This is a genomic window from Pontibacter ummariensis, from assembly GCF_900188175.1.
GTDB lineage: Bacteria > Bacteroidota > Bacteroidia > Cytophagales > Hymenobacteraceae > Pontibacter > Pontibacter ummariensis.
This window is the reverse complement of sequence record NZ_FZOQ01000027.1, coordinates 49,409-76,202: the sequence shown is the minus strand read 5'-3', so window position 1 is coordinate 76,202 and position 26,794 is coordinate 49,409. Positions and strand designations below refer to the sequence as shown.

Annotated in this window: 26 protein-coding genes and 1 rRNA gene; 19 read left to right on the top strand and 8 right to left on the bottom strand. The window is 49.5% G+C overall.

Annotation, left to right across the window (positions count from 1 at the left end):
- Positions 1 to 86: ribosomal RNA gene (gene rrf / locus CHB92_RS21450) — 5S ribosomal RNA — on the top strand; the annotation flags it as partial.
- A gap of 450 nt (positions 87 to 536) precedes the next feature.
- Here the strand turns inward: rrf and aspA are convergent.
- From aspA to CHB92_RS21435, 3 genes are all read right to left on the bottom strand, one after another.
- Positions 537 to 1,946: an aspartate ammonia-lyase gene (gene aspA / locus CHB92_RS21445; RefSeq protein WP_089321291.1), complete on the bottom strand. Its 1,410-nt coding sequence runs from the start codon at positions 1,944 to 1,946 to the stop codon at positions 537 to 539.
- A 29-nt stretch (positions 1,947 to 1,975) separates the two neighbouring features.
- Complete coding sequence (locus CHB92_RS21440) at positions 1,976 to 3,160, bottom strand: ribonuclease D (RefSeq protein ID WP_089321290.1); 1,185 nt, start codon at positions 3,158 to 3,160, stop codon at positions 1,976 to 1,978.
- 154 nt (positions 3,161 to 3,314) lie between these two features.
- On the bottom strand, positions 3,315 to 3,551 hold the full coding sequence (locus tag CHB92_RS21435) for a hypothetical protein (RefSeq protein ID WP_089321289.1): 237 nt from the start codon (positions 3,549 to 3,551) through the stop codon (positions 3,315 to 3,317).
- 311 nt (positions 3,552 to 3,862) lie between these two features.
- On the opposite strand from CHB92_RS21435, the gene CHB92_RS21430 reads away from it, so the two are divergent.
- Positions 3,863 to 4,714 (top strand): DUF5602 domain-containing protein, encoded by an 852-nt coding sequence (locus tag CHB92_RS21430; protein ID WP_089321288.1) that lies wholly within the window; start codon positions 3,863 to 3,865, stop codon positions 4,712 to 4,714.
- 91 nt (positions 4,715 to 4,805) lie between these two features.
- On the opposite strand, the gene CHB92_RS21425 is transcribed toward CHB92_RS21430, so the two are convergent.
- The 3 genes from CHB92_RS21425 to CHB92_RS21415 all read right to left on the bottom strand — a co-directional run bounded on the left by CHB92_RS21425 (position 4,806) and on the right by CHB92_RS21415 (position 7,511).
- Complete coding sequence (locus CHB92_RS21425; RefSeq protein WP_089321299.1) at positions 4,806 to 6,539, bottom strand: M28 family metallopeptidase; 1,734 nt, start codon at positions 6,537 to 6,539, stop codon at positions 4,806 to 4,808.
- Between the two features lie 71 nt (positions 6,540 to 6,610).
- Positions 6,611 to 7,084, bottom strand: a complete 474-nt coding sequence (locus CHB92_RS21420) for a very short patch repair endonuclease (protein ID WP_245842784.1) — start codon at positions 7,082 to 7,084, stop codon at positions 6,611 to 6,613.
- A 139-nt stretch (positions 7,085 to 7,223) separates the two neighbouring features.
- Positions 7,224 to 7,511 (bottom strand): WYL domain-containing protein, encoded by a 288-nt coding sequence (locus tag CHB92_RS21415; protein ID WP_144266360.1) that lies wholly within the window; start codon positions 7,509 to 7,511, stop codon positions 7,224 to 7,226.
- Between the two features lie 678 nt (positions 7,512 to 8,189).
- Here CHB92_RS21415 and CHB92_RS21410 point away from each other — a divergent pair.
- The 9 genes from CHB92_RS21410 to CHB92_RS21370 all read left to right on the top strand — a co-directional run bounded on the left by CHB92_RS21410 (position 8,190) and on the right by CHB92_RS21370 (position 17,726).
- Positions 8,190 to 10,949, top strand: a complete 2,760-nt coding sequence (locus CHB92_RS21410; protein WP_089321286.1) for a 2-oxoglutarate dehydrogenase E1 component — start codon at positions 8,190 to 8,192, stop codon at positions 10,947 to 10,949.
- Between the two features lie 109 nt (positions 10,950 to 11,058).
- The gene (gene odhB, locus CHB92_RS21405; protein WP_089321285.1) at positions 11,059 to 12,624 is read left to right on the top strand and encodes a 2-oxoglutarate dehydrogenase complex dihydrolipoyllysine-residue succinyltransferase; all 1,566 of its coding nucleotides are present in this window, start codon (positions 11,059 to 11,061) and stop codon (positions 12,622 to 12,624) included.
- 236 nt (positions 12,625 to 12,860) lie between these two features.
- Positions 12,861 to 14,264, top strand: coding sequence for a dihydrolipoyl dehydrogenase (gene lpdA / locus CHB92_RS21400; RefSeq protein ID WP_089321284.1), 1,404 nt, complete (start codon positions 12,861 to 12,863; stop codon positions 14,262 to 14,264).
- A gap of 185 nt (positions 14,265 to 14,449) precedes the next feature.
- On the top strand, positions 14,450 to 15,301 hold the full coding sequence (locus tag CHB92_RS21395; RefSeq protein ID WP_089321283.1) for an ABC transporter ATP-binding protein: 852 nt from the start codon (positions 14,450 to 14,452) through the stop codon (positions 15,299 to 15,301).
- A complete protein-coding gene (locus CHB92_RS21390) occupies positions 15,291 to 15,488 on the top strand; it encodes a hypothetical protein (RefSeq protein ID WP_089321282.1) in 198 nt (65 codons plus the stop codon). The genes CHB92_RS21395 and CHB92_RS21390 overlap by 11 nt, the downstream gene beginning before the upstream one ends.
- Before the next feature lie 4 nt (positions 15,489 to 15,492).
- Complete coding sequence (locus tag CHB92_RS21385) at positions 15,493 to 16,224, top strand: hypothetical protein (RefSeq protein ID WP_089321281.1); 732 nt, start codon at positions 15,493 to 15,495, stop codon at positions 16,222 to 16,224.
- Between the two features lies 1 nt (position 16,225).
- Positions 16,226 to 16,594: a GntR family transcriptional regulator gene (locus CHB92_RS21380; RefSeq protein WP_089321280.1), complete on the top strand. Its 369-nt coding sequence runs from the start codon at positions 16,226 to 16,228 to the stop codon at positions 16,592 to 16,594.
- 35 nt (positions 16,595 to 16,629) lie between these two features.
- Entirely contained in the window at positions 16,630 to 16,812 is a 183-nt protein-coding gene (locus CHB92_RS21375) for a hypothetical protein (RefSeq protein ID WP_089321279.1), read from the top strand.
- Between the two features lie 137 nt (positions 16,813 to 16,949).
- A complete protein-coding gene (locus CHB92_RS21370) occupies positions 16,950 to 17,726 on the top strand; it encodes a pentapeptide repeat-containing protein (protein WP_089321278.1) in 777 nt (258 codons plus the stop codon).
- 8 nt (positions 17,727 to 17,734) lie between these two features.
- Here CHB92_RS21370 and CHB92_RS21365 read toward each other — a convergent pair whose 3' ends face one another.
- Positions 17,735 to 18,286, bottom strand: coding sequence for a hypothetical protein (locus tag CHB92_RS21365; RefSeq protein WP_089321277.1), 552 nt, complete (start codon positions 18,284 to 18,286; stop codon positions 17,735 to 17,737).
- Between the two features lie 311 nt (positions 18,287 to 18,597).
- Here CHB92_RS21365 and CHB92_RS21360 point away from each other — a divergent pair, with 311 nt between their 5' ends.
- The 6 genes from CHB92_RS21360 to CHB92_RS21335 all read left to right on the top strand — a co-directional run bounded on the left by CHB92_RS21360 (position 18,598) and on the right by CHB92_RS21335 (position 24,543).
- Complete coding sequence (locus CHB92_RS21360) at positions 18,598 to 19,314, top strand: ABC transporter ATP-binding protein (RefSeq protein WP_089321276.1); 717 nt, start codon at positions 18,598 to 18,600, stop codon at positions 19,312 to 19,314.
- Between the two features lie 51 nt (positions 19,315 to 19,365).
- Entirely contained in the window at positions 19,366 to 20,610 is a 1,245-nt protein-coding gene (locus tag CHB92_RS21355) for an ABC transporter permease (protein ID WP_089321275.1), read from the top strand.
- A 220-nt stretch (positions 20,611 to 20,830) separates the two neighbouring features.
- On the top strand, positions 20,831 to 22,081 hold the full coding sequence (locus CHB92_RS21350) for an ABC transporter permease (RefSeq protein ID WP_089321274.1): 1,251 nt from the start codon (positions 20,831 to 20,833) through the stop codon (positions 22,079 to 22,081).
- A 46-nt stretch (positions 22,082 to 22,127) separates the two neighbouring features.
- The gene (locus tag CHB92_RS21345) at positions 22,128 to 23,222 is read left to right on the top strand and encodes an efflux RND transporter periplasmic adaptor subunit (protein WP_089321273.1); all 1,095 of its coding nucleotides are present in this window, start codon (positions 22,128 to 22,130) and stop codon (positions 23,220 to 23,222) included.
- A 201-nt stretch (positions 23,223 to 23,423) separates the two neighbouring features.
- Positions 23,424 to 23,918, top strand: coding sequence for a CHRD domain-containing protein (locus CHB92_RS21340; RefSeq protein ID WP_089321272.1), 495 nt, complete (start codon positions 23,424 to 23,426; stop codon positions 23,916 to 23,918).
- 130 nt (positions 23,919 to 24,048) lie between these two features.
- Entirely contained in the window at positions 24,049 to 24,543 is a 495-nt protein-coding gene (locus tag CHB92_RS21335; RefSeq protein WP_089321271.1) for a GNAT family N-acetyltransferase, read from the top strand.
- A gap of 75 nt (positions 24,544 to 24,618) precedes the next feature.
- Here the strand turns inward: CHB92_RS21335 and CHB92_RS21330 are convergent, their stop codons facing one another.
- Complete coding sequence (locus CHB92_RS21330; RefSeq protein ID WP_089321270.1) at positions 24,619 to 25,179, bottom strand: DUF4864 domain-containing protein; 561 nt, start codon at positions 25,177 to 25,179, stop codon at positions 24,619 to 24,621.
- 137 nt (positions 25,180 to 25,316) lie between these two features.
- Between CHB92_RS21330 and CHB92_RS21325 the strand changes: the two genes are divergently transcribed.
- Positions 25,317 to 26,111 carry a phosphatase PAP2 family protein gene (locus CHB92_RS21325; protein WP_089321269.1) on the top strand — a complete coding sequence of 265 codons (795 nt, stop codon included), beginning with the start codon at positions 25,317 to 25,319 and terminating at the stop codon, positions 26,109 to 26,111.
- A 276-nt stretch (positions 26,112 to 26,387) separates the two neighbouring features.
- Positions 26,388 to 26,744, top strand: a complete 357-nt coding sequence (locus CHB92_RS21320) for a hypothetical protein (RefSeq protein ID WP_089321268.1) — start codon at positions 26,388 to 26,390, stop codon at positions 26,742 to 26,744.
- Positions 26,745 to 26,794: the final 50 nt, after the last annotated feature.

Here is a 26,794-nt window from a genome sequence, read left to right as displayed (position 1 = left end):
CCTCTTCCCATCCCGAACAGAGAAGTTAAGCCCGGACGCGCCGATGGTACTGGTGTCACAGCCGGGAGAGTAGGTGGCCGCCAACCCCAACAACCCAGGCACCCCCTCCGCCAAAGCGGCAGGGGGTGCTTGCTTTTATAGCCACTCGGGAAGGGCCTTTCTGGTGTTCTTCAGACGCGGCACTCCTCTTTTGTCATCTCATCCCTTATGGGGCTAAACAGAATCCCCGGTAGCTTTCCCGCTCACTCGAAACGGCAGGGGAGTTGTTTGAGCAGCGCAGGAGAGGCTTTTCCGCCCCCAACAACCTCTTTCCAAGAGTTTCCTACCGCTTAAACAGCAGCTTGTCCAGCTTCACCACCACGAAGACCAGGCTGCCTGCAGCAAGGGAGAGAAGCGCTTTACAGAGATAAGGAGAGGTAAGATGTAGTTAATATTAGCCGATAAGAAGCGTTAAGCACACGGATTGGCATAACGTAAAAAAGAAGCCCTGGAATGTTCCGGGCTTCTTTTTTTCTCAGTTGTAAAGTTATTAACAGTTATTGGTTGATAAACTTTGGGTTTATTAAGTTTTCTATAGAGAACACTTCATCCCATTTTGCCTGCGTTATCAGACCACGCTCTAATACGGTGATTTCGTGTATGGATTTTCCTGTAGCCAAGGCCTCCTTCGCTATAGAGGAAGCTACTTCGTAGCCTAGTATGGGGTTTAATGCTGTTACAATGCCGATACTGTTCATTACCATTTGCTTACAAAGCTCCTCATTTGCTGTAATGCCGTCCACACATTTCTCTTGCAGCGTATAGCAGGCGTTAGACATATAAGTAAAAGAGCTAAAGAGGCTGAAGGCAATTACTGGTTCCATCACGTTCAGTTGTAACTGACCGGCTTCTGCAGCCATCGTAACCGTCATGTCGTTTCCGATCACATAAAATGCCGTTTGATTCACAACTTCCGGGATAACCGGGTTCACTTTGCCCGGCATAATAGAAGAGCCAGGCTGCATCCTGGGGAGGTTTATCTCATTGATGCCTGCTCGTGGGCCAGAGGATAACAAACGAAGATCATTACAAATCTTGGAGATCTTAACAGCCGACCGCTTCAACACTCCGGATACCTGAACATAAGCTCCCGTGTCGCAAGTAGCTTCTATCAAGTCCTCTGCAAGTGTTACAGGAATACCAGTTAGTTCTCGTATATGATCTGTCACGATTTGTGGATATCCCTCAGGGGCATTGATAGAGGTTCCTATTGCGGTAGCTCCCATGTTTACCTCGCAGATCAACATCTTTGCCTCATTCAAGCGGAGAATGTCTTCCTTAATGGTAGTAGCATAGCCATGGAACTCGGCACCTAAAGTCATTGGGACAGCATCCTGTAACTGCGTACGCCCCATTTTAAGTACGTTCTTAAACTCCTCTCCCTTTTTGGCAAAAGCCTGCTGCAGGTTTTCGAGGCTCTCTACGTAATGCTCTATCTTTCGGTATAAAGCGAGCCGGAAGGCTGTAGGATAGGCATCGTTTGTAGACTGAGAAAAGTTAACATGGTTGTTTGGGTGCACATGCTGGTACTCACCTTTCTGATGGCCCAACATCTCTAAAGCCAGGTTGGCGACCACTTCATTCACATTCATGTTAACAGAGGTGCCTGCACCGCCTTGTATGATGTCGGTCACAAACTGATCGAGGTACTCGCCGGCTATGAGTTTGTCGCAGGCTTTGCAAATTGCGTCCGCAATTTCTGGTGCCAGTACGCCGCAGTCGCGGTTTGCCATGGCAGCTGCCTTTTTTACATATCCGAAAGCCTGAATAAACAGTGGTTCTTTAGAAACAGGAATGCCAGTTATGTGAAAGTTATCGAGTGCACGCGCTGTTTGTATCCCGTAGTAGACCTCGTTTGGTATCTCCTTTTCTCCAAGAAAATCGTGTTCAGTTCTGAACCTGTTCATTATTATGTTGATAGTAAGGGTAACTTCTGTTATTCTTCTGCTTTGTTTCTGAAAGTGGGAGGCGGTAAGCTTATGCCTAATTCGTTGGCTGCTTCCATTAAAATACCGGTAGCATACGCTTTTGTGCAGTGCAAATGGCCTGTCTGGCTGTAGTCGGTTATGAGGCTTTGGTTAATAATTAGTTTTGAAGCATACTCACCATACTTTTCTACAATGCGCTTTTGCATCTGCGTGAGCTCCTCTTTCCGCTGTTCTGTTTCAGGTGTACGTTGCTGACGTTGCCAGTGGTTCTTAATATACTCGTGGCTGATGTTCTCTTCCTTGGCTTTCTTCTTTGCCTGCTCCAGCGTTTCTTTTAAAAGCTTTTCGTTACGCGACCTTTTAAGCCCTCCGTACACGCCCTTTGTATGGTTCAACCATTCGTGCACGTCCGTATTAGGGTTATTCGCCAGGTCAACAAGCCCTTCATTAGAAATAATATAAGAGGACGGCTTGTTAAACTGCCGGCCCATTTCATCTCTAAAGCTGTACAGCTCTTTCAGGATATACTGCTGATAGAGGTTAAGCCTATAAGCATGCCGGAGTTTCATGTGCGGGTTTTCCGGTTCGCTATAGGTTAGGGCCTCCAGTAGCCTGTTTTCTTCTTCCAGCCAATGAAGACGTCCTTGCTGCTCTATTTCCTTTACGAGCTTGCTTTTGATACGGTGCAGGTAAATTACATCGATTGCTGCGTAGATTAATTGTGCTTCTGTAAGAGGGCGCTTATTCCAGTTACTCGACTGCTGTGTTTTATCCACCTCCCGATCGAACTCCTCCTTCATGACGGTAGCCAGTGACGATCGCTCGTAGTTCAGAATCTTAGCGGCCACGTCGGTGTCCATTACGCCACGTATGTTACAACCGAGTTTATCCAGAAGCAGAATGTCGTTGTTGGCGTGGTGAATAATCTTCGTAATCTGCCCGTTCTCCAGTAGCTGAAAGAGAGGCTGTAAACTATCAACAGAAAAAGGATCGATGATATAGCAAGTGCCACACCCATCCGTTATTTGAACAAGGCACAGGTTGAAACCATAGGTAAAGCGGTTTTGGTCAAACTCCAAGTCCAGTGCCAGCTCCTTGCTTTTGCTTAGGTCAGCTATCGCTTGTTTCAGCTGAGCATCCGTCTCCACCAGCTTTATGGTTACGCCATCGTGCGTTAGCGTTGTATTTTCCATTCCTAAAGATAAAAATGTTTCGAGCATATATACGCGTTCCACTTTCTTTCTTTTTAGATGCCTTGTGCCAGTGTTGAGGGATAGTGAAGACAAAAAAGGAGCCCCTGTTAACTAGCAGGGGCTCCTTTTAGGATTGATTGTAGGTTAACAACTATTAATAACCTTCAATAGGCTGCTCTCCTTCCACTTCATCTGTCACGCCGTCGTTAACGGGAGTGTCTTCTAACACGGCGGTATCAGGCTGTGTCTCGACTTCTGATTCTATATCAGTTTCTACTTCTTCTGTCGCATCAATTGGCTCTTCTTCAGTAACTGTAGCTTCTTCGTTGCCACAGGCTGTAAAAGCAAAAAGAGCAAATGCTATAGAGGCTAATTTCCATGTCTTTTTCATAACTGTACTAAATTGGTTTTGTACTTATTTATACCCTACGCATGTGCAAGTAACCTGCAGACCAATAAGTATTTACCTGTTCTATAGGTAACAGCGTGAAGAAGGAGGTTAGCGGAGTAAAAATGGGGGTGAGGGATAGAGGAACAAAACTGTTTGTAAATTAGCTGCAACTTCACAGTGAAGTATTTTATTGTGAAAGTTATAAAAAGTACATTTGCACCGGTTTGTTATCAAAAACAGGGACAAGCTTCAGCGCAAGCCTCCAAACAAAAGCTTGAATGCATAAATTTTTAATAAATTTAGTTACAACTATGATGAAAAAGAATATCCTGCAAAGGGCTAAAGCGCTGCCTTTGCCTCTTTATTTACTTGGCGTGATGCTAGTTTCTGGATGCAGTGAGCAGGAGGTGGTAGAGCCTGCAGTGTTACAAGCAAGTTCTTTACATGAGGCTAAAGGGAAAGGCCAGAATGAGAGTATTAAGACGCAGACCTTTTATGGGCCAGCCACCCCACTAGGACAAGGGGTAGCCCGTACCTGGGTGGAAGTAAACAAAAATGGTGAACCAGTGGCTATTGGGGTAAATATGTCATCTAAAGCTGCGGCGAGTTTGCCTGATGAAATGACAATATACAACCTGCAGTTACCCAAACAGGTAGAGGCAACACCCTTCCAGACAGTGATGTTGGATTGGAACCCGGCAGGGCATGGGCCAAACATGTATGAAAAGCCACACTTCGATGTGCACTTTTATATGATAAGCAATGAAGAGCGGGCAGCTATACCAGGAGGGGAACAAACCCTTTCGGAAGACTTTCAGGCGAACTACATACCAAAGGACCACCTGTTTGGAGGAATGTCTATTCCGGGAATGGGAGTACATTGGATAAACTCACACTCTCCGGAAATAATGCATGAAGAAGAATTTACCAAAACCTTTATTTTCGGAGAGTATCAAAATAAAGTAATCTTCTATGAGCCAATGTTAACCTTAGAGTATCTACAGGGGCTGGCACCGAATATAGTAGAAGAGGCAATAGTGCCGCAGCCTGCTAAAGTGCAGCAGTCTGGCTACTACCCTAAAAGCTATACCGTTAGTTATGATCCAACTCCCGGTGAATACACAATTGCTTTAACAAACCTCTACTATAGAGTAGCAGAATAGGGTAAAAATAATCAGAAACAAAAGCCTCCTGTCCGTAACTAGGCAGGAGGCTTTTTGGTTTTACACGTGTTGTAGAAATGCTTTTATGCAATTATTCTGTACCTGCTGAGGAGGATAGCATGGCCTCGCGTTTAGCCTTAAACTCGGTGCCGGGCTTCCATTCAGGGAGCTTTTCTGTATTCGCTACTTTGTTTCCAACTAACAGGAAAAGCTGTAGGTCCTCAACAGCCCCCTCCAGGTTCCAGTCCTCACGGACTTCGTCTGAAAGCTTGTGGTAGTCGTTAGCCGTATAATTTTCGCTCCACTTCTGTACGAAGTCGGCAGGTTTACCCCGGGCAATCACCCCGGACTTGGCATAAAGCGCCGGCACGCCCTGCTTGGCAAACTCAAAGTGGTCAGAGCGATAAAAAGAGCCTTTCTCGGGTGTTGCCTCCGGTACAATCCGGCGGTTCTGGGTAGCAGCAGCCTCTGCTAGTACGTCTTCCAGTGTAGAGTTTCCATACCCTATTACCACTACGTCCTCTGTCGGGCCATAGGCATTCAGCACATCCATGTTGATGTTAGCTACTGTCTTCTCCAGTGGGTAAAGCGGGTTATTGGCATAGTACTTAGAGCCAAGTAGACCTTTTTCTTCGGCAGTTACGGCCAAGAAGAGAATGGAACGTTTAGGCTTTGTTTCCATCTTGCTAAATGCCTCGGCAAGCTCTAACAAAGCGGCAGTTCCCGTGGCATTATCCAAGGCACCGTTATATACCTGGTCACCTGCCAGGCTTGGGTCCTTGCCCAAGTGGTCCCAATGGGCGGTATAGACTACGTACTCCTTTTTAAGCTCCGGATCGGAGCCCTCCAACTTGGCAATCACATTCTGCGACTGTACCTCGCGCAGCTTATTCTGGATGCTAAAATCAGCTGTGGCATTAAGGGGCACAGGCTCAAAGTCCTGTTGCCTGGCTGCCTGCTTCAGCTGCTCAAAGTCTTTTCCTAAAGCCGAAAAGACCTCTTTCGCTTTGTCGGTGGTGATCCATGCCTCTACAGCAGCGCGGTCCATGTTCTTGTTCGCACTGCTGATGTCAAAGCCTTCCCGGCTGTGGCTGCCTGATATAACCTCATAAGGATACCCTGCGGGGCCTGTCTCGTGAATAATGATGGCGGCGGCGGCGCCTTTTTCAGCGGCAATCTCATATTTATAAGTCCAGCGGCCATAGTAGGTCATGGCCTTGCCCCCAAACATGGTGCTGTCTAATTGGCCAGGGGTATTAGGGTCCGGAATCGGCGGGTCGTTTACGAGCATCACAATCGTTTTGCCTTTCACGTCCAAGCCTTTGTAGTCATCCCAGCCATACTCAGGTGCTACAACACCGTAGCCCACGAAGACCATCTCAGAGTCGTTTATGTCAATCTCAGGTACGAAGCGGCGCGACACAGCCACGTAGTCCTTGGGGAAGTCAAGCTTGATCTGCTTCCCTCCTGCTGTGATAGAGGCTTCGGGCTGAGGAGTGTAGCCAAACATCGGTACTTTTTGCACGTAAGTGCTGTCGGGGTTGCCTGGCTGCAGGCCTAGTTGCCTAAATTGGCGAACAAGGTAATTAACGGTAGAGTCTTCACCGGCGGTGCCTGGGGCACGCCCCTCGAATGCATCCGAGGCCAATACAGTAGTATGGCTTAGGAGGTCGGCCGCATTAATGCTTTGCAGGGCAGGCTGTACATTTGCACTGTCTGCTTCTGCTACTAGGGCGGCATCTGTATCAGCCACTTGGCGGGCGTTTTCGCTGCAACTTGCCGTTAGTAAGCCTAACAGGCCGAGTAGCGGGATATGTTTTCTCATATGAATTGCGTCTGGTATATCTAACTCCAAATTAAGGCTTTTTTAATACGGGCAAAAGTAAAGGCTACAAATCAAGCGGCTACTTGCCAGATGGCTGGTACGCCACGGTGCAGGGCACGAATCAATATAAGGCATCCTTCCAGGTTCTGCTGCAACTGGCACTCCCAGATGATGACGCGTTGCCACCCTGCCTCCCGGTAGAGTTGTTTGTACCTGGCGTCGCGCACTACGTTCTTCTCAAACTTGTCTTGCCAGAAGGTGAGGTTGGTTTTGGGGAGGTTATGCTGGCAGTAGGGGCACCGGTGCCAGAAGCAGCCATGTACGAAAATAGCCAATCTGCGACCAGGGTAGCAGACGTCCGGCTTGCCCGGTGCCTTTGGCCAGTGCACCCGGTAGCCGCGCAGCCCGCCCTGCCAAAGGGCTTGCCGCAGCCGCAGTTCCGGCCGGGTGTCCCTGGACTTATTGCCACGCATGTAGCGGCTTATTTTCTCCCGGACAGTCAGGGGTTCCTGCTTTTTATACTTTCTAGCTCTTTTCTTTGCCAATGTTATGCTTGCCGGAGGTGCACTGGCATAACACGTTTTTGATAAACATAGTTTGCTTTACCGTGAGAGGCCCCTGTTTGCCTGAATCAGGCTGTTTTCATAACTCGGAGAGGCTTGCGCATAGGGGACCGGCTTCCGGTTAAAAGCGGTAGTAGATACGGCTCATGTTGCTGTCGTAAGGGTCATAGCCCGGGCGTTTCTTGCTAAATCTGTCTTCCAACAGATCCAGGTTCTTTATGTGGCTAAACAAAAAGCAGTACCATCCTTCTTGCCCGTCTTCGGCGGTGTGGGTCGTAAGCCAGCCGCAAAGGCAGTCTTCATTGCTGTGGTTGCGCCCGAGCAGGTGCGGCTCTACGGTAAAAGACTCACCCTTGTAATCAAACCTAACCAGCAGCCTCGCTCCAATGGCTTTTGATAATTCTTCCAACAAATAGCTATACATCCCGACCTGCCTTTCATGTGGTGTATATGGGCACTCCCTGTTCCCTTCCTCCAGTGGAACTTGATCGTGCCTGTTTTCACACATAAACCTATGCCGCAGTTAATTAAGACAACAGGAAACAGGTGGCTCTGAAGTAACATAGCCAAAGTGCTGTTACAGACTGTTGTGGCTCATTAAAAATCTGCATGTGGCTTTTAAATGCTTGTTTTAGCTAGGAAATAAACCAGCTTAAAGTAACATTTGGGCTGGGCTTGCCTGCTGCCCTCCTTATTATAAAACTTTTACGATTAGCGACAAGGGGTGCATTTTAAAGTATAATTTGCCAACTTTAAGTGAGGGGGCACTTGAAATGGTAACTGGCAGGCTGTTTTAGTGATGAGACATGACTAGCTGTGGTGAAGCTCTTCTGTGTTCTTCCCCGAGGCGTGTCAGGCGGAGGACCGATGTAATTCTAACTCTTATAGAGCTGCGCTTTTGATGAGGACAACACGCTAAATGCAGTGCTAGTACTTTTACGTAACAAGCTACCCTCCGATAGGGTACAAGTAGTACCAATACGTATGATTTTTAGTTATATTTGTTTATGCGAATTAGCATAATTTGATTTGTGGATAAACCTTCTAACTTTGCCTTTAACAGTAGCACAGAAGTACATAACACCTTATGGATAAATATACTTATATCGCTAACGCGCACGGCGATTATATTGATGAGTTGTACAAAGCTTATCAGCAAGACCCGGAGTCTGTAGAGTTCGGGTGGCGCAAATTTTTTGAGGGATTTGATTTTTCATCAACCTATAACGGAAACGGACACGAAGCAGCTACTACTACAGTAGCCGCTGCTCCTGCTAAAGGTGCCGTAGCACAAAGTGAGTCAGAGAAAGAGGTTGCTGTGCGCAACCTGATTCAGTCTTACCGCATGCGCGGTCACCTGCGCTCTGTTACCAATCCTGTCCGTTCACGTAAAGACCGCAAGGCACGCTTAGATCTGGAAGACTTTGGTCTGACAGAGGCGGACCTGGACACTGTGTTTCAGGTAGGCGAGATCATCGGTATCGGGCCGGCTACACTGCGTGATATCCATGCGGCCCTGAAGAAGATCTACGAAGGCACCATCGGTTTCGAGTACATGTATATCCGCGACCCGGAGGTGATCGAGTGGTTCAAGCAAAAAGTGGAGCGGGAGTCCCTTGATTTCAATCCTTCAATTGAGTTCAAGAAGCGCATCCTTTCCAAACTGAATGAGGCTGTCGTATTCGAGAATTTCCTGCACACGAAGTTCCTGGGCCAAAAGCGCTTTTCTTTGGAAGGTGGCGAAACCACTATTCCGGCGCTGGATGCCATCATCGACAGAGGCTCAGAACTAGGCGTAGAGGAAGTGGTGATTGGTATGGCGCACCGTGGCCGCCTGAATGTATTGGCGAACATCATGGGCAAGACCTATGAGCAGATTTTCTCTGAGTTTGAGGGAACAGCCGTGCCAGACTTAACCATGGGCGATGGTGACGTGAAATACCACATGGGCTTCTCTTCTGAAGTGATCACTCCGTCTGGGAATAAAGTAAACCTAAAGCTGGCACCAAACCCATCGCACTTGGAGGCGGTGAATCCGGTTGTAGAAGGCTTTGTGCGCGCTAAAATCGACACCCTGTATGGCAAAGACCCAGACAAAATCCTGCCTATCCTGATACATGGCGATGCTGCCGTGGCAGGTCAGGGCATTGTGTACGAAGTGACGCAGATGTCTAACCTGGAGGGGTACAACACGGGTGGTACGATCCACTTTGTGATCAACAACCAGGTAGGCTTCACGACTGACTTTGAAGATGCCCGTTCGTCTATCTACTGTACTGATATTGCGAAGATCATTGATGCCCCTGTGCTGCACGTAAACGGCGACGATCCGGAGGCGGTGGTATTTGCTATGCGCTTTGCCATGGAGTACCGCCAGAAGGTGAACAATGATATCTTTATCGACATGGTGTGCTACCGCCGCCATGGCCACAACGAGGCGGATGAGCCGAAGTTCACACAACCGCAGCTGTATAACACGATCTCGAAGCACGCAAACCCGCGTGAGAAATATAACAAAGAGCTTATCAGCCATGGTGCAGTAGATGCAGAACTGGCCAAGACCATGGATAAGGAGTTCCGTCAGATGCTGCAGGACCGCTTGGACATGGTAAAGCAGAAGCCTTTGCCATACAACTACCAGTCTATGGAGCTGGAGTGGCAGGAGCTGCGCCGGTCTAAGCCGGAAGATTTCAACCAATCGCCTGAGACAGGCATTTCTGCTGAGGCCGTGGAGCAGGTAGGCAAGGCCCTGACTACACTGCCGCAAGGGTTTAAGCCGCTGAAGCAAATCGAGAAGCTTATCAAAGAGCGTAAGGAAATGTTCTTTGAGACGAAGCAGTTGAACTGGGCTGCCGGTGAGTTGCTGGCTTACGGTTCTATCCTGCTGGATGGTAAGATCGTTCGTTTCTCAGGTCAGGACGTGCAGCGTGGTACTTTCTCGCACCGTCATGCCGTATTGCATGATGCTGTGACCAGTGCACCTTACAACAACCTGAACCACATGCGCGAGGGGCAGGGCTCTTTCGAGATCTACAACTCCCTGTTGTCGGAGTATGGTGTGTTGGGCTTCGAGTTCGGCTATGCCATGGCGAATCCAAATGCTTTGGTTATTTGGGAAGCGCAGTTCGGTGACTTCGCCAATGGAGCCCAAGTAATGATCGACCAGTTCGTAACGGCTACAGAGTCGAAGTGGCAGCGGATGAACGGTTTGGTGATGCTATTGCCGCACGGCTACGAAGGCCAGGGGCCAGAGCACTCGAACGCGCGTCCGGAACGCTTCCTGCAGTTATCTGCTGAGAACAATATTTTCGTGACCTATATCACCACGCCGGCTAACTTCTTCCATTTCATGCGCCGCCAGCTGGCCTTGCCTTTCCGCAAGCCGGCTGTAAACATGTCGCCTAAGTCGCTGCTGCGCCATCCTGCAGTGGTGTCTCCGATAGAAGACTTTACTTCCGGAGGCTTTAAAGAGGTGATTGGTGACGATTACGCTACTGCTAAGTCTGTGAAGAAGGTATTGCTGTGCTCTGGCAAGGTATACTTCGACCTGCTGGAAGAGCAGCAGAAGAGTGAACGCAAAGACATAGCCATTATCCGTCTGGAACAACTGGCGCCATTCCCGAAAGTGCAGTTGGAGGCAGAGTTGAAGAAGTACAAGAACGCGAAGATCTATTGGGTACAGGAAGAACCAGAGAACATGGGTGCCTGGACCTATATCCTGCGCTTGATGCGCCGCCAGATAGAGGATGTAGTTGCGCGTAAAGCAAGCGCGTCGCCTGCCACAGGCTATATGAAGGTGCACGTGAAAGAGCAGCAAGACTTGGTAGACCGCGCTTTTTCCATTTAATCATGAGGCAGGCATGGTAGGCTATGAGTAGTTCTCCGTAACTATTTTAGTCCATCATGCCTGCTTTATGCGTAATTCTTAATTTGTAATTCGTAACAGACTAAAAAATATGAGCTTAGAAGTTAAAGTGCCTGCCGTAGGTGAGTCGATCACTGAGGTAACCATAGCCCAATGGCTAAAGAAAGATGGCGACCGTGTGGAGATGGATGAGGTGATAGCGGAACTGGAGTCTGACAAAGCCACATTCGAACTGCCCGCCGAAGCCGCAGGCATTTTACGTATTGTTGCACAGGAAGGCGATACGGTAGACGTAGGCGCTACTATTTGCAAGATTGAGGAGAATGGTGCAGCAGGTGCTGCTCCTTCAGCTCCTGCTGCTGCTTCACAGTCAGCTGCCCCATCTTCAGCTCCTGCCGCACAAGGTGGTGGAGAGGCCGTAGAAATGAAGGTGCCTACCGTTGGGGAGTCTATCACAGAGGTGACGGTTGCCAGCTGGCTAAAGAATGATGGCGACCACGTAGAAATGGACGAGGTAATTGCGGAGCTAGAGTCTGATAAGGCTACCTTCGAGCTACCGGCTGAGGCGGCAGGTACTCTGGAGATTGTGGCAAAGCAGGGCGACACCATCGAGATAGGCGCTACTATCTGTAAGATTGTGCCGGGTGCAGGTGCCCCTCAGGCCAATGCCCAGGCTGCTGCTAAGCAGGAAGAAGCTAACCAAAAAGCCTCTTCGCAGCCTACTGCTACTACAGCCTCTGGTGCGCAGACCTATGCTTCCGGTACTCCGTCTCCGGCTGCCGGTAAAATCCTTGCTGAAAAGGGTATCAACCCGGCAGATGTACAAGGCACAGGCCGCGACGGTCGTATTACGAAAGAGGATGCACAGAACGCGCAGAAGTCAGCTGCTAAACCAGCCGCTGCTTCTCCAAAGCAAGAGGCAACAGCTTCTGCTGAGGCTCCGGCTGCTTCTGGTGACAGAAACCAGCGCCGTGAGAAAATGAGCTCCCTGCGCAAGACAGTAGCACGCCGTCTGGTGCAGGTGAAAAATGAAACGGCCATGCTTACTACCTTCAACGAGGTAGACATGAAGCCGATCATGGACATCCGCGCCAAGTACAAGGAGAAGTTTAAGGAGAAGCACGATGTAGGTCTGGGCTTTATGTCTTTCTTCACGAAAGCCTGTACCGTAGCCCTGCAGGAGTGGCCGGCAGTAAACGCGCAGATTGATGGAAACGAGATGGTGTTTAACGATTTCTGTGATGTGTCGATTGCTGTTTCTTCTCCGAAAGGCCTGGTGGTGCCGGTAATCCGTAATGCGGAGAGCCTCACGCTGGATGGCATTGAGAAAGAGGTGATCCGTTTGGCGAAAAAGGCCCGTGACGGTAAATTGTCGATTGAGGAAATGACAGGTGGTACCTTTACCATCACTAACGGTGGTGTGTTTGGTTCTATGATGTCTACCCCGATCATCAATGCGCCGCAATCAGCTATCTTGGGAATGCACAACATTGTGCAGCGTCCGGTCGCTGTTAACGGACAAGTAGAGATTCGCCCAATGATGTACGTGGCCCTTTCTTATGACCACCGCATCATTGATGGCCGTGAGTCAGTGAGCTTCCTGGTTCGAGTAAAAGAGCTGCTGGAAGATCCGATGAGATTGCTGTTAGGCGTATAATAAAATAAAATAGAGAAGGAGGGGTAAGCAGAAGTGTTTGCTCCTCCTTTGTTTTGTAAAACCCAGAGATACTTAACCCACCCCTACCCCCTTTACGGAGGGAATAAGGTACTGCAGAAGCGCCGTCTTTATAGGGGGAGGGTGATAACAATCGTGTAAGAAGTATCTCTGTTGTGGGTTTACATTTATAGAGAAATCAAAACAACGAGAGGAAGCTCTCCTAAAACATAAAACGAATGAAATACGATGTAACCGTAATCGGTTCTGGTCCTGGTGGCTATGTGGCGGCTATCCGTTGTGCACAGCTGGGCCTGAAAACTGCGATCATAGAGAAGTATAATGTGCTGGGCGGTACTTGCCTGAACGTAGGCTGTATTCCGTCTAAAGCCCTGCTCGACTCTTCAGAGCACTACCACAATGCCGCACATGCTTTCAAAGATCACGGCATAGAGCTGGAGAACCTGCAGGTGAACCTGCAGCAGATGATCAAGCGCAAAGGAGAGGTCGTAAAGTCGAACAACGATGGCATTGCCTTCCTGATGAAGAAAAACAAGATCGATACCTATTACGGCCTTGGTTCTTTTGTTAGCAAGAACAAGATCAAGGTTACTGGTACAGACGGTAAGGAGCAGGAGATCGAGACAGAGAAAACGATCATTGCGACAGGTTCAAAGCCATCTACCCTACCTTTCCTGCCAGTTGATAAAAAGCGTATCATCACGTCTACAGAGGCTTTGTCGCTGACAGAGGTGCCGAAGAACCTGATCATCATTGGTGGCGGTGTGATTGGCCTGGAGTTAGGATCGGTTTACGCGCGCCTGGGTACCAAAGTGCAGGTGGTGGAGTACATGGATTCCATCATCCCGACGATGGATCGAGCCCTGGGCAAAGAGCTTCAGCGCATCCTGAAGAAGACGCTGAAGTTTGACTTCTTCATGAGCCATAAAGTAACAGGTGCTACCAATGAAGGCGAAACCGTAAAAGTGACGGCAGAAAACCCGAAAGGAGAGACTGTTACCTTTGAAGGTGACTATGTGCTGGTATCTGTAGGCCGCAAGCCATACACAGAAGGCTTAGGTCTGGAGAACGCTGGAGTGCAGCTGGGCGAGCGTGGCATGATTGCCGTAAACGACCACCTGGAAACCAATGTGCCGGGTATCTACGCCATTGGTGACGTGGTGCGTGGAGCCATGCTGGCGCACAAAGCCGAAGAAGAAGGTGTGCTGGTAGCTGAGCAGATCGTAGGGCAGAAACCTCATATCAACTATAACCTGATTCCAGGGGTGGTGTACACCTGGCCAGAAGTGGCAGGGGTAGGCTTAACCGAAGAGCAACTGAAAGAGCAGGGCCGCGCTTATAAGACCGGTTCGTTCCCATTCAAAGCCTCTGGCCGTGCGAAGGCCTCGGGTGATACAGACGGTTTCGTGAAAGTACTGGCCGATAAAGAGACAGATGAGATTCTTGGCGTGCACATGATCGGGCCGCGTATTGCGGACCTGATTGCTGAGGCGGTAACGGCTATGGAGTTCCGTGCTTCTGCCGAGGATGTGGCCCGTATGAGCCACGCACACCCTACTTTTGCCGAAGCGATGAAAGAAGCTTGTCTGGCCGCTACGGAGAACCGTGCTATCCACATCTAGCTTCCGGTTCGCTTAAATTAAGGTTAATTATGTTGGCAGCGCCACCCCAAGGGGTGGCGCTGCTGCTTTTATACAGGTCCATCTTCTAAGACTGCAAAAATATTTTATGAAAAAGTTTGCGGATATCAAAACTGTTTTTACATTTGTAGTGTACTAAGTAACTAGTACACTAAACAAGTGAAACTATGATAGCATTAAACGACATCCACTTCAGGTACAAAAAGAAGAAGCAGCTCTTCGAGAACCTGAACCTAAGCCTGCAGCCCGGCTTTATCTATGGGTTGTTAGGGAAAAACGGCGCCGGCAAATCGTCGCTGCTAAAGCTTATCTCCGGTTTGCTTTATCCCGACAGCGGCGAGTGCCGGGTGTTTGGGTACGATGCTTCGGCACGCAAGCCGGCCATGCTGCAGGATATCTACCTCGTGCCGGAGGAGTTTAACCTTCCGCCTATCAGCCTGGCAACGTTTGTCAACATCAATTCAGTTTTCTACTCTAAGTTCAGCCATAATCAGTTGCAGGCCTATCTTGCGGAGTTTGAGCTTCAGGAAGAGGATAAGCTGTCTACGCTGTCGTACGGGCAGAAAAAGAAGTTTTTGATCGCCTTTGGCCTTGCCACCAACGCCCGCCTGCTGATCCTGGACGAGCCGACCAACGGCCTGGACATCCCTTCGAAGAGCCAGTTCCGGAAGATTATGGCTGCCTCGCTGGATGAGGACAAGATCATTGTTATCTCCACCCACCAGGTGCGCGACCTGGAGAACCTGATCGACAACATCGTGGTGTTGGAGCACGGAAACATCATCTTCAACCAGAATATTGCGGCTATCTCGGAGCGCCTGGCCTTTGAGTACAACCTGGCGGGCATACCGGAAGGGGAGGTACTGTACGCGGAGGAACTACAGGGCAGAAAAGCAGGCATTGTGAAGAACCTAAGCGGGCAGGACAGCCGCGTGGACCTGGAGTTGCTGTTTAACGGCATCATAAAGAACGCCCCTGTGATAAACGAACAATTTGCCAAACTAAACTATGAATACTAAGCTGAAAGGGTTAGGCCGCTTTGTAGAGCAGCTTAACTTTAACCTGAACTCCCTGTTAATTGCGATGGCCGCTGTCGGTTGTGCAGTATTGGTCGAGACCAGGGACATAGACTATACCTACCCTTTGGAGTTAGTGCTAAAGGGCATTGTAAACGACACCGTAATCCTAACCATTAGTACAAAATAAAACCATGAATACAGAATTTGACCTGACACGGCTTGGCCACTTTATGAAGCGGCAGCTGTACATGAACATTAGCTCGATGTGGATAGCCGTTGTTGCTATCGTGGGCGTGCTGCTGGTAATATCCGGCCTGGTAGCCTATTTTAACCCAGAGGCTGTGGAGAACTTGGTGCCTCTTTACCTGGTGGTGCTGTTCCTCGGTGGCTTCATCTTTACGAGCAAGATCTATAACGAAATGAATTCGCCTCAGCAAAGCTATGCTTTTCTGACCCTGCCCGTCTCTACTCTTGAGAAGCTGGTGGGGGCATGGCTGCTTGTAGCTCCTGTTTTCCTGGTAACGGCCTTGGCCAGTGTCTTTATCCTGACTTTTGCCAGTGCCACAGTAGCAGGACAACCGGCGCGCCTGCCAGGGCTGGCAAACGGTGACCTGCTCAGAATGGTTGGCAGTTTTATGGTAACCCAAACCTTCTTCTTTCTAGGTGCTGTTGCATTCAGAGGCAATAACTTTCTTAAGACGCTACTGGCGCTATTTCTGATAGCGATGGTACTGGCTGCTTATACCGGAGGGCTTGGTTATCTCTTGTTCGGGGGAGGAAATCACCATCTTGAGCCAGGCAGTGAGCTAAAGGGCACGGCAGAGTTTATTTTTAAGGAGGTTGTACCGTTCCTCTACTGGTTTGTGCTGCCACTGTTCCTATTAGTAGTATCATATTTCAAACTGAAAGAAAGGCAGGTGTAAGATGGAATTCAAAGAAAATCAAGCTATATATCTACAGATCGCGAACCGCTTCTTCGAGAACATCCTGAAAGGGAAGTGGGCCAGCGGCGATAAGATCCCCTCTATCCGGGATATGGCAGTAGAGTTTGAGGTAAACCCAAACACGACTATGCGAACATTCAATTACCTGCAAGAGAAAGGTATCATCTATAACAAAAGAGGAATCGGCTACTTTTTGGCAGATGACGGTCTTGAAAAGACCATTGCCCTGAAAAAAGAGCAGTTCATAGAGGAAGACCTACCCGTGTTCTTCAAAACCATGCAACTGCTTGGGCTCTCCTTCGAGGACCTGAAGGCGTACTTTTCGAAGTACTCAGGGGCAAGTGTTTAAGCAGGTGTTATCTATCAACATTAAAACGTCATAAAATGAAAACCAGTAATAAACTTTTGCTTGGGCTACTGATTGTTGTGTTGCTTGGTATCACTACCATGATGGGCATTGCGAAAGCCTATATGGTGGAAGAGCCGGTAACTGAGCAGGAGCACGTAGTTGTGCCCTCAGCGCCAGACGCCCCTGAGGCACCAGAAGTACCGAGCGTTCCGGAATAGCATCATGAAAAAATAAATCCCTTGCCAGTCTCCTTTAGGCAAGGGATTTATTTTTTAAGGCCAGGCAACCTTTGCCTCCGCTGCTACATCTTTAAAGCATAAGAAAAGCGAAACGTGTAAACCTTAATGATTGAACTATGAAAGAAAAAGTACTGATGCTGTTTGTATTGCTGATGTTTCCACTGCTTTGCTGGGCACAAACAAGCGTAAACGCTTCCGAAATCATTGCCAAGATAAACCGGGGAGAGGCTGTCTCTTATAAGAATGCCGTGATTGTAGGTGACCTGGACATGACCAGGCTGGAGAACATGAAGCAGCAGAAAGGGAATGGCTCCAAAGAATACGTTAGTACAGTAACGGTGCCCCTGTCTTTTACCAACTGCACCTTTAAAGGCGATGTGCTGGCTTATTACAACCCGGAAACCAGTAACCTGTTTAACTCTTCCGATGAGGTGTACAATACCAACTTTGAGGAAAGCGTGCGTTTCGAGAACTGCAAGTTTGAGGAAGCAAGTGCTTTTAAGTATTCCGAATTTAAGGAAGGAGCCTCTTTTGCGAATAGTAAGTTTTCGGAAGAAGGTCTCTTTAAGTACAGTAAGTTTGCGAAGCGGGTAGATTTTAGCAATGCCCTGTTCCGGGAGGATGCGAACTTCAAGTATGTGAAGTTCCCTGTGCTGGTAAGCTTTGCCGGTGCCACCTTTGGGGAGGAGGCTAATTTTAAGTACGCCGAGTTTCAAGAGGGCGTGAACTTCCGCAAAGCTGTTTTTGATGGCACTGCCAACTTTAAGTACGCCAAGGTCAAAGATGCTTTTGACATCAAAGGTGCCGATTTCCGGGGCGGAGATGACTTCAAGTACACCCAGCTAAACAACAGGAAGGTATCGCTTGCCTCGCTGCAAAGCATGAACCGTTAAGGTTGGGCCTAAAGCAGCAGTGCCAGAACTTTTCCCAGGCCTTCTTCTGCAGTATAACCCTCTACCGGAGGTAGTGCCAGCCACCTGTCCCGCACCTGGTTTAGCAAGGGCAAGTCCATACTGCGCTGGAATCGGGTAGTGGCGATGGCAGCAGCAATGGCTGTCTTAAGGTGGTTAGCCTTTACCCGTTGGGTGTGGCGGGAGTAGCGGGCCGGATGCAGGTGTACATGGCGCCCTTCGTGCAGCCCCCAGCGTAGTGTCCACCCGGAACCGTCGGAGAGGGAGCAGAGGCCGTAGCCGGAAGGGGCCAGGTAGTTGCGGAAAGCATCCGGGTGCAGTAATCCGCCTTGCTGAAGATAGGCGATAACCTCTAGAGAAAGCTGCTGTGAGGAAAGCGGACCGGTATACAGGTCCAGTTGTGAGCCGCCAATGGTGCGGAGGGCTATCTTTAGCTCCAGTTCTGAGAGCAGTTCGCTTTCCTGTAGAAACAGGCGGATGTAGCCCAGGTGATGCTTCAGTGGGTGAAAGAGAATAGGCGCAGGGATTTGCTGTTGCCGCATGCTCTCTCGTACGCAGTGGTTTCGCGCTGGATACTACAGCTCGAAGGCAGGCATTGTTTTCTTCGTTCTTACTATTGCGCTACACTAAATTAAAGCTGCCTATCTCGCCCGCGGCTTGTTTTACCAACTGACTTCATTCACAAAGAAAAAGCATGCAGCCGCTGTTATAGCTGTTTAGTCGATGCAGAAGGGAAATAGGTCGATAGAAAAGCGTTGTAAGTATAATCTAACCTATAATTACTTTAACTACTGATAGCTTGCATAGCCGACTACCGTATGAAGAAAGAGTTTTACTGTCAAACATTTAGCCTATGATACAGCTCCAGGACATACACAAGTATTACGCCGTAGGCCACAACAGGCTGCATGTGCTCAAAGGCATAGACATGCACATCGGGGAAGGGGAGTTTGTGTCGATCATGGGCTCTTCCGGTTCCGGTAAGTCTACCTTGCTTAACATTCTGGGTATTCTGGACGATTACGATCAGGGGGACTATACTCTGGCTGGTACCCCTATCAAGAATTTATCGGCAGCTAAAGCAGCCTATTACCGCAACCGCTTCCTGGGCTTTGTGTTCCAGTCCTTCAACCTGCTGTCTTTTAAGAATGCGATGGAGAATGTGGCCCTGCCGCTGTACTACCAGAAGGTAAGCCGCAGAGAGCGCAATAAGCTGGCCCTGGAGTACCTGGACATGGTGGGGCTGAAAGACTGGGCAGAGCACTCGCCAAACGAGATGTCGGGCGGGCAGCGGCAGCGGGTAGCGATTGCCCGTGCCCTGATCTCACAGCCCAAGCTAATCCTGGCCGACGAACCTACAGGAGCTTTGGACACGCAGACCTCCTACGAGGTAATGGACATTTTTAAAGAGGTAAACCGCAAGGGCATGACGGTGGTGATCGTAACGCACGAGAACGACATTGCCGAGCAGACCCACCGTGTGATCCGCTTAAAGGATGGCTTGATTGTAAATAGCCATGGCCTCCACGAAACAGCCAGTACAGTAGCAGCTGAATCAGCAGCTAAATAGGCACGCTTACACTTAAAAAGGCAAACGAAACCTATCAAATAAGTAGCATACATGTTCGATCTGGATAAGTGGCAGGAGATACTGGGAACAATGCAGAAAAACAAGCTGCGAACTTTCCTGACAGCCTTTGGCGTGTTCTGGGGCATCTTTATGCTGGTGTTGCTGCTCGGTGCGGGTAAGGGCATGGAGAACGGCGTGTACAACCGCTTTGGTGCTGGTGCCAAGAACAGCATTTTTGTATGGAGCGGGAAAACAGCGCTGGCACATAAAGGCATGGTGCCGGGCAGGGAGATCAAGTTCACGAACGAAGACCTGGAGGCAATTGAGCGGGAGGTAGCCCAATTAAATAAGCTGGCACCGCGCAATCGCGTGTGGGGCGAGTACACGATCAACTATAAAGACCAGAATGGTTCTTACCAGGTGTTTGGGGCAGAGCCGGCTTTTTTGGACATGAACGGCGAACGCCCTTACCGGGGCCGCGTGCTGAACGAGTTTGACGAGCGGGAGAAGCGTAAAGTGATTGTGCTGGGCGAGCAGGCCGCAAAGGTGCTGTTCAAAGAGCAGGACCCGGTAGGCGAGTACGTGAACATACAGGGTATTTACTTTAAAGTGATCGGTACTTTTAAGGCAAGTGGCAACAACAGCGGCCGTCGGGAGGAACGGGCCTATATCCCCTTCTCTACACTACAGACAGCCTTTAGCCAGCCAAACCAGGTGCAGATGATGCTGCTTACCCCGCAGGATGGCGTGCCGGCCAAGCAGGTGGAGGACAAACTGCGGGCCTTGCTGGCCAAACGGCACAAGTTCGCAGAGAATGACGACATGGCCCTGGGCATTGAAAACACCGAGGCAGAGTACCTCAAGCTGCAGGGACTTTTTAGCGGCATCAGCATCTTTGTATGGATTGTGGGCATTGGCACCTTGATAGCCGGTATCGTGGGTGTGAGCAATATCATGCTGATCATTGTGAAGGAGCGCACCCGCGAGATCGGAGTGCGAAAGGCCCTGGGGGCAACGCCCTTCTCCATTGTGAGTTTGATTCTCCAGGAATCGGTGGTGATCACTGCTTTCTCCGGTTACATGGGCCTGCTTTGCGGTACGGGGTTGCTGGCCTTAGTAGAGCACCTGCTCGTGTCATCGGGAGCTGAGCTTCCCTTTTTCGCCAACCCGGAGGTAGACCTGGAAGTGGCTTTGGCTGCTACGCTGGTGTTGGTACTGTCAGGCGCCCTTGCCGGGCTGGTTCCCGCTCTAAAGGCGGCCAACATCAAGCCCATTGAGGCACTGCGGGCAGACTAGATAACCTGGAATAAATGAGCTACTGAATTTTAAATGCGTGACTATTTAAAAAAAAGCGGATGTATTGATGTGCGAACCCTGTACTTGAGCCTTGTTTTCATCCTGAAAAGATCTTGGTGACAAGTCCTAGGCCTTGTTCCTAACACCTCCGAAAATCTTGAAGCAAAGCACCCTTTAGTCAGTCATTCAAAACACAGTGATTCAAAATTAAAGAAGAGCTATGATCGACATAGATAAGTGGACCGAGATTTACAATACCGTCAAGAAGCATAAGCTCCGTACGGGGCTTACGGCCTTTGGCGTGTTTTGGGGCATCTTTATGCTGGTCGTATTGCTTGGTGCAGGCAAGGGGCTGGAAAACGGCATCGTGAGTGAGTTCAACATTGCCAAGAACGCTGTTTTTGTCTGGACGCAGCGAACCAGCGTGCCTTATATGGGCCTGAAAGCCGGCCGCTTTATCCAGATAACAAACGATGATGTGGCTGCCATTAAAGCCAACATACCCGAGGTGGGGGTAGTAGCACCCAATAACCAGCTGGGGGGAGACTTTACCGTGAATTACGAAGACAAGAGCTCAGCTTTTACGGTAAACGGAGAGTCGCCGGAGGTTCTCTTTGTGAGGCCGCTCACAATTACGGGTGGTCGTTTTGTGAATGAAATTGACATGCGGGAAAAACGAAAGGTAGCAGTAGTGGGGCCACGGGTACTGGAGGTGCTTTTCCCGGGTGTGAAAGAACCGATTGGAGAGTACATCAGCATTAAGGGGAGCTACTTTCAGATAGTGGGCACCTTTGAGCCGGTTGGAAAAGGGGAGGACATTGTGGAAGACGCTAAAGTCATCTACATCCCCCACACAGCACTACAGCAGACCTTTAATCAGGTGAACAAGGTAGGCTCTCTGGCATTGGTACCCAAGCCAGGTGTGCCGGCCGCGGTGATAGAGGATAAGGTAAAAACCTTGCTGATGCAGCGCCACCAAGTAGCCCCTACAGACCTGAAGGCTTTCGGGTCGGCTAACGTGGAGGAGGAGTTTCAGGACATACAAGGCCTGTTTGCCGGCATTGCGGGCTTTAGTTGGCTGGTCAGCATTGGCACCATCATCGCCGGAATTATCGGGGTAAGCAACATCATGCTTATTGTAGTGAAGGAGCGCACCAAGGAGATAGGCATTCGCAAGGCGCTGGGGGCCACGCCATGGTCCATCATCAGCCTGATCATTCAGGAGTCTATCGTGATCACTGGCCTGGCCGGCTATGTTGGCTTGTTGGGCGGTACGGGCATTATCGCCCTGATCGAGTACCTGATGCGGAAGTTCGACGTGCAGGCAGGCTTCTTCGGCATTCCGGAGGTAAACCCAGGCATCGCCATAACCGCTACGGTGTTGCTGGTGATAACAGGGGCCTTGGCCGGACTAATACCTGCCACCAAGGCCGCCCGCGTGAATCCGGTCGTGGCTCTGAAAGACGAGTAGAGACAATTAGAGGAAAAGATCAAGAATACATAAATAAACATCAACTATGAAAAAGGTTCTTTTAGGCTTGTTCATCGTAGTTTTCCTGGGCCTGTCTGGCTGGCTGGGCTACTACTTCTACAACAAAGCGCACACAGACCCGGTGGTGTATAAAACAGAATCACCTTTCGAGACAGAGATCGTGAAGAAAACGGTAGCCACCGGTTCTATTGTACCCCGCAAGGAGGTACAGGTAAAGTCGCAGGTGTCTGGTATTGTGGAGGAGCTATACGTAGAGGCGGGCCAGGTAGTGAAAAAGGGGCAGCTGCTGGCGAAGATCCGTATTGTGCCGAACATGGTGAGCGTGAACAACGCCGAGACAGAGCTGCAAAGAGCCAGGCTCAACTTTGAGGAGGCAAAGCGTGAGTTGGCCCGCTATGAGCAGCTATACGAGCAGAAGGTAGTGCCGGAGCAGGAGTACCGCAAGTACAAAGCAGACTTTGCCATAAAAGAGGAGACCCTGCGGGCAGCGGAAAACAACCTGCAACTGGTACGCGAAGGCTCTTCCCGCCAAAAAGGGCAGTCCTCTAACCTGGTTTACTCCACCATCGACGGCATGCTGTTGGATGTACCGGTAAAAGTAGGTACCTCTATTATCGAGCGCAACAACTTTAACGAGGGTACTACCATTGCCTCCGTGGCCGATATGCGCAGCCTTGTGTTCGAGGGAAAGATCGATGAGTCGGAGGTTGGCAAGCTGCGGGAGAACATGGACCTGCTGCTCACGATTGGGGCTATTGAGGGCCGCGTGTTTGATGCCGAGCTGGAGTACATTGCCCCGAAAGGAGTGGATGAGGAAGGGACTATCAAATTCCCCATCAGGGCCAAGGTACTGCTGGATGAGAAGGACTTTATTCGCGCGGGCTACAGTGCCAATGCCGACATTGTGCTGGACAAGCGTGAGAAGGCGCTGGCCATTAAAGAAAGCATGCTGAAGTTTGAGAAGGAGCAGCCATATGTAGAGGTCGAGACAGCCCCACAGGTATTTGAAAAGCGGGTAATCAAGACAGGCATTTCCGACGGTATTAACATTGAGGTACTGTCTGGCCTACAGAAAAAAGACAAGGTGAAGGTGCCAGACGCCAACATCGTGCAGATATAAGTTTAAAGATGTTTGTAATAAAGGTGAAAGGGCGGGCATTTTTGTCCGCTTTTTTTGTTTGTACAAGCTTCTTTGCCAGGTAAAAACAGGGCTTGGTATCAGCCTTCGAAGGGCTTACGGAATAGTAGTGGTTTGGCTTAACAACGGATGCAGGATGCGTACTTATAAGTATGCTTAAACTTAATCTAATTTACCTGCAAAATGAAGAAGACCGTAAGTTACCGAAAATCGCTGCTCCTGTACCTGGTGGTACTTAGTGGCTTAACCCTCGCCTGCGACAAAAGTGATGATGAAGAGGAATTCTTCTTTATAGATGGGAAGACGAAGTATAATAATGTACAGCTGTTAGGGGCAAACCAGCGGCCGGTGGTAACTTCTAAGGGTTCGGGTACTATGAATGTAGCATACAGCGAACTAACCAACACAATTGATTACACCATCACCTGGGAGTTAGGAAACCCTGCCGATGCTACTACGGCTATGCACTTCCACGGCCCGGCTGATGCAAACGCCAGTGCCCCTCCTGTAGTAAGTATTGGAGGCTTTAGCACCGGCTATAGCGGTACAGTGATTGGTACGACACGCATGCTTACAAAAGGCGAGGCGAGCGACCTAAAGGCAGGCCTTTGGTACGTAAATATCCACAGCTCGCGTCATCCCAACGGGGAGTTGCGCGGTAACCTTCTAAAGAAGTGAAGTAAGGCTCAACGAACTTCGTCCCTTGCTGCTCTACCTAGCAGCAAGGGCAGCACCTGCTCTTTTCGTCGCATACGCTCCTCTAATCACGCCATTTTTCTAACTTTGCGCCTTTATTACATAGCGCAACATGGCACAGCATTATAGTACCCCTTCAGCTATACAGATAGTAGACTTTAACCTGTTCTACGGCCAGGCTTTCTATGACCTGAACCACGAGTGGATCTCGAAGTATTTTGTGATGGAAGACGCCGACGTGAAGTCGCTCAGTGACCCACAAGGCTACATTATCAACAAAGGAGGGCACATCCTGATGGCGCTTTTTAACGGAGAGCCTGTTGGCACTTGTGCCTTGCTAAAAGACGGGGAAGGCGTGTTCGAGTTGGCCAAGATGGCGGTGGCCCCGAAAATGCAGGGCATGAAGATCGGGAAGATGCTGGGCGAGGCAGCCATTGACTGGGCCCGCCGTGCTGGTGCCCATAAGGTATACCTAGTCTCTAACCGTCGCCTGCAAACAGCCCTTAACCTATACGAGCGTCTTGGCTTTGTGGAAGTTCCCCTGCCTGCCAGCATTTACGAGCGGGCAGACATCAAAATGGAGTTGGAGTTACAGCCAGCGAAATAAGTTGTCCTCATCACAAAAGTAGGTGCACAGGGGGCAAGGCAAACGGCTCTTAGGCTTCCTACGTGCCAATTTTTCTTAAGTCAGGCTCGTCTCCCGAAAGGCATCCATACGCGCCACACCCTCTGTCATCCAGCAGCCTTTGTAGCTGCCCTTGCGCTGCTTTGAAAGGATAAAGAGGTAGGCTTCCTCTTTGCCGTTTCTATCTGTAATCACCACCAGTTGGTACGCCGTGTTACCCGTCACGACCAATTGCCCGGCTTTGTAACTTTTGAAGTTTAGCATTGGACGATAAGCAGGGTCCCTTACTAAGAGTCTGAAGTGATTGATCGGCCCGATATACAGCTTGTTGGTAGGGGAGGAAAAGTTAAACACCGTGATGACACCACTGTCGCTTTTGTCGTTTTGCTGTAGTGCCTTTAGTTGTATACGTATAACTTCGTGTGGCGAAAGTGCCTTATCTGGTTTTAAATAAGTCCATTTTGAGGTGGACTTCGTTTCGGCGCTAGGTGAGGCATAGGAGGCGTAGTAATGCTCTTCCTGTGTGGGTGCCTCCGGAAATTGTATCCAGAACAAGACCAGCAACACAACCCCTAGCCCTAGCATTATTTTATCAAACAATTTGTCTATCTCCTTCATGTAAATATGTACTTTGTTTAGATAGCCTTAGTTGTGGTTTAGCCCCTTTTTGGGGTGTAGGGGCATCTTTAGAAAGGCAAGAGGGTATATTGATAAACAAACCCGGTGCCTCCCGTATACCCCTTCGATGCATTCTTATGAAAAACCCCCTTACCTATAGAGTCAGAAGGGCCATAAACTGGCTAAGGCGCCAACCTGCAGTCAAAGAGCTGCGCAGGAGATACCCGCATGTCTTTCAGGTTGCGGTAGATCGCTTTAGCACCCGGGAGTTTGTTGGCTTACCGCTTACCTTGGTGTTTTTGGTGGCTGCCATCAATATCCTGCTTTTATCAGAGCTGACAGAAAGTGTTATGCAGGCTGCCTGGGTCGTGTCGGTTGATAAGCAGTTCACCGCTTTCCTGTATAGCATGCGTAGCGAGAGGCTGAGCCTGTTCTTCTATACCATCACCCAATTGGCGGACCAGCAGGCTGCCTTGCTAGTCGGGGGCCTGGCAACGATTGTTCTCCTGTATCAAAAACGTTATGTGGCGCTGCTGGCCTTCTGGCTGACACTGGCAGGTGTGGGGCTCTCGGTGAGGTTTGGCAAAACGATCATCAGCCGGGCACGGCCTGTAGATGTAGCGTACTATGCTGTAGAGCACTTTTCTTTTCCGAGTGGGCACGCGACAACAGCCATTATGCTCTATGGCCTGCTGGCCTACTTTGCTTACGGGCGTTATAGCTGGCACCCGATGTTTCGGACGCTTATCCCGTGGGTAGCAGCCATACTGATCCTCCTAATCGGCTTTAGCAGAATATACCTGGGAGTGCACTACCTGTCTGATGTGCTGGCAGGTTTCCTGCTGGGTGGCTTGTGGCTACTGGTAGGCATTAGCCTAACAGAGGTGGTAATGCTCCGGAAAGAAAGACGTGCAGCCAGGAGCAAGGCGTAGTGCTCTTCTTCCCAAAGCACCTCCATGCTATGGCAAATGGCGGGACAGAAACTTTGTAGTCACATAACTTTATGAGGTGAACAGGCTACTACTACCTGTGAGTGTGTGGACGGTGTAGGGGAGCTACTGGAATAACAGAAATATTGCGGTATACGCAACTATATGTTTATTTCTCCGATAAAATAAGTCTAGTACCCGGCATAAATATCTGGTAGAGTTGTATCGGAGGTTGGGCGCTAGAATTGTATAAATGTAACGTTTAACGTAATTAAAGCTATGGAAAACAATAAAACCAATAACTCATCCCAAGCAAATGGACAAGCAAACACTAACGCTACCTCAGGAAAAGGAGGCTTGGGCAACATCACCGGTAAGCTACAGCAGTACAGTGGCCCTATTATGGATAAAATCAGCCACATGAGTACAACACAGAAAGTGGTAGGAGGTACTATCTTGGCGCTTGGCGCAGGCTGGCTGGCTATGAGCCCTAAAAGCAAGAACAAGTTGAAGGCAAAAGCAATGGAAACAGCTAATAACATGAAAGCTGCCGGTGGGAACAACCTGACTGCTGGTAAGAACAAGCTTAGCTCAGACAGTAACAACAGTTCTAAAACAGATGCGAAAGTAAAGTAATTTACTTTTAGGATAGATGAAGAGAGCCGGACAACCTGTCCGGCTTTTTT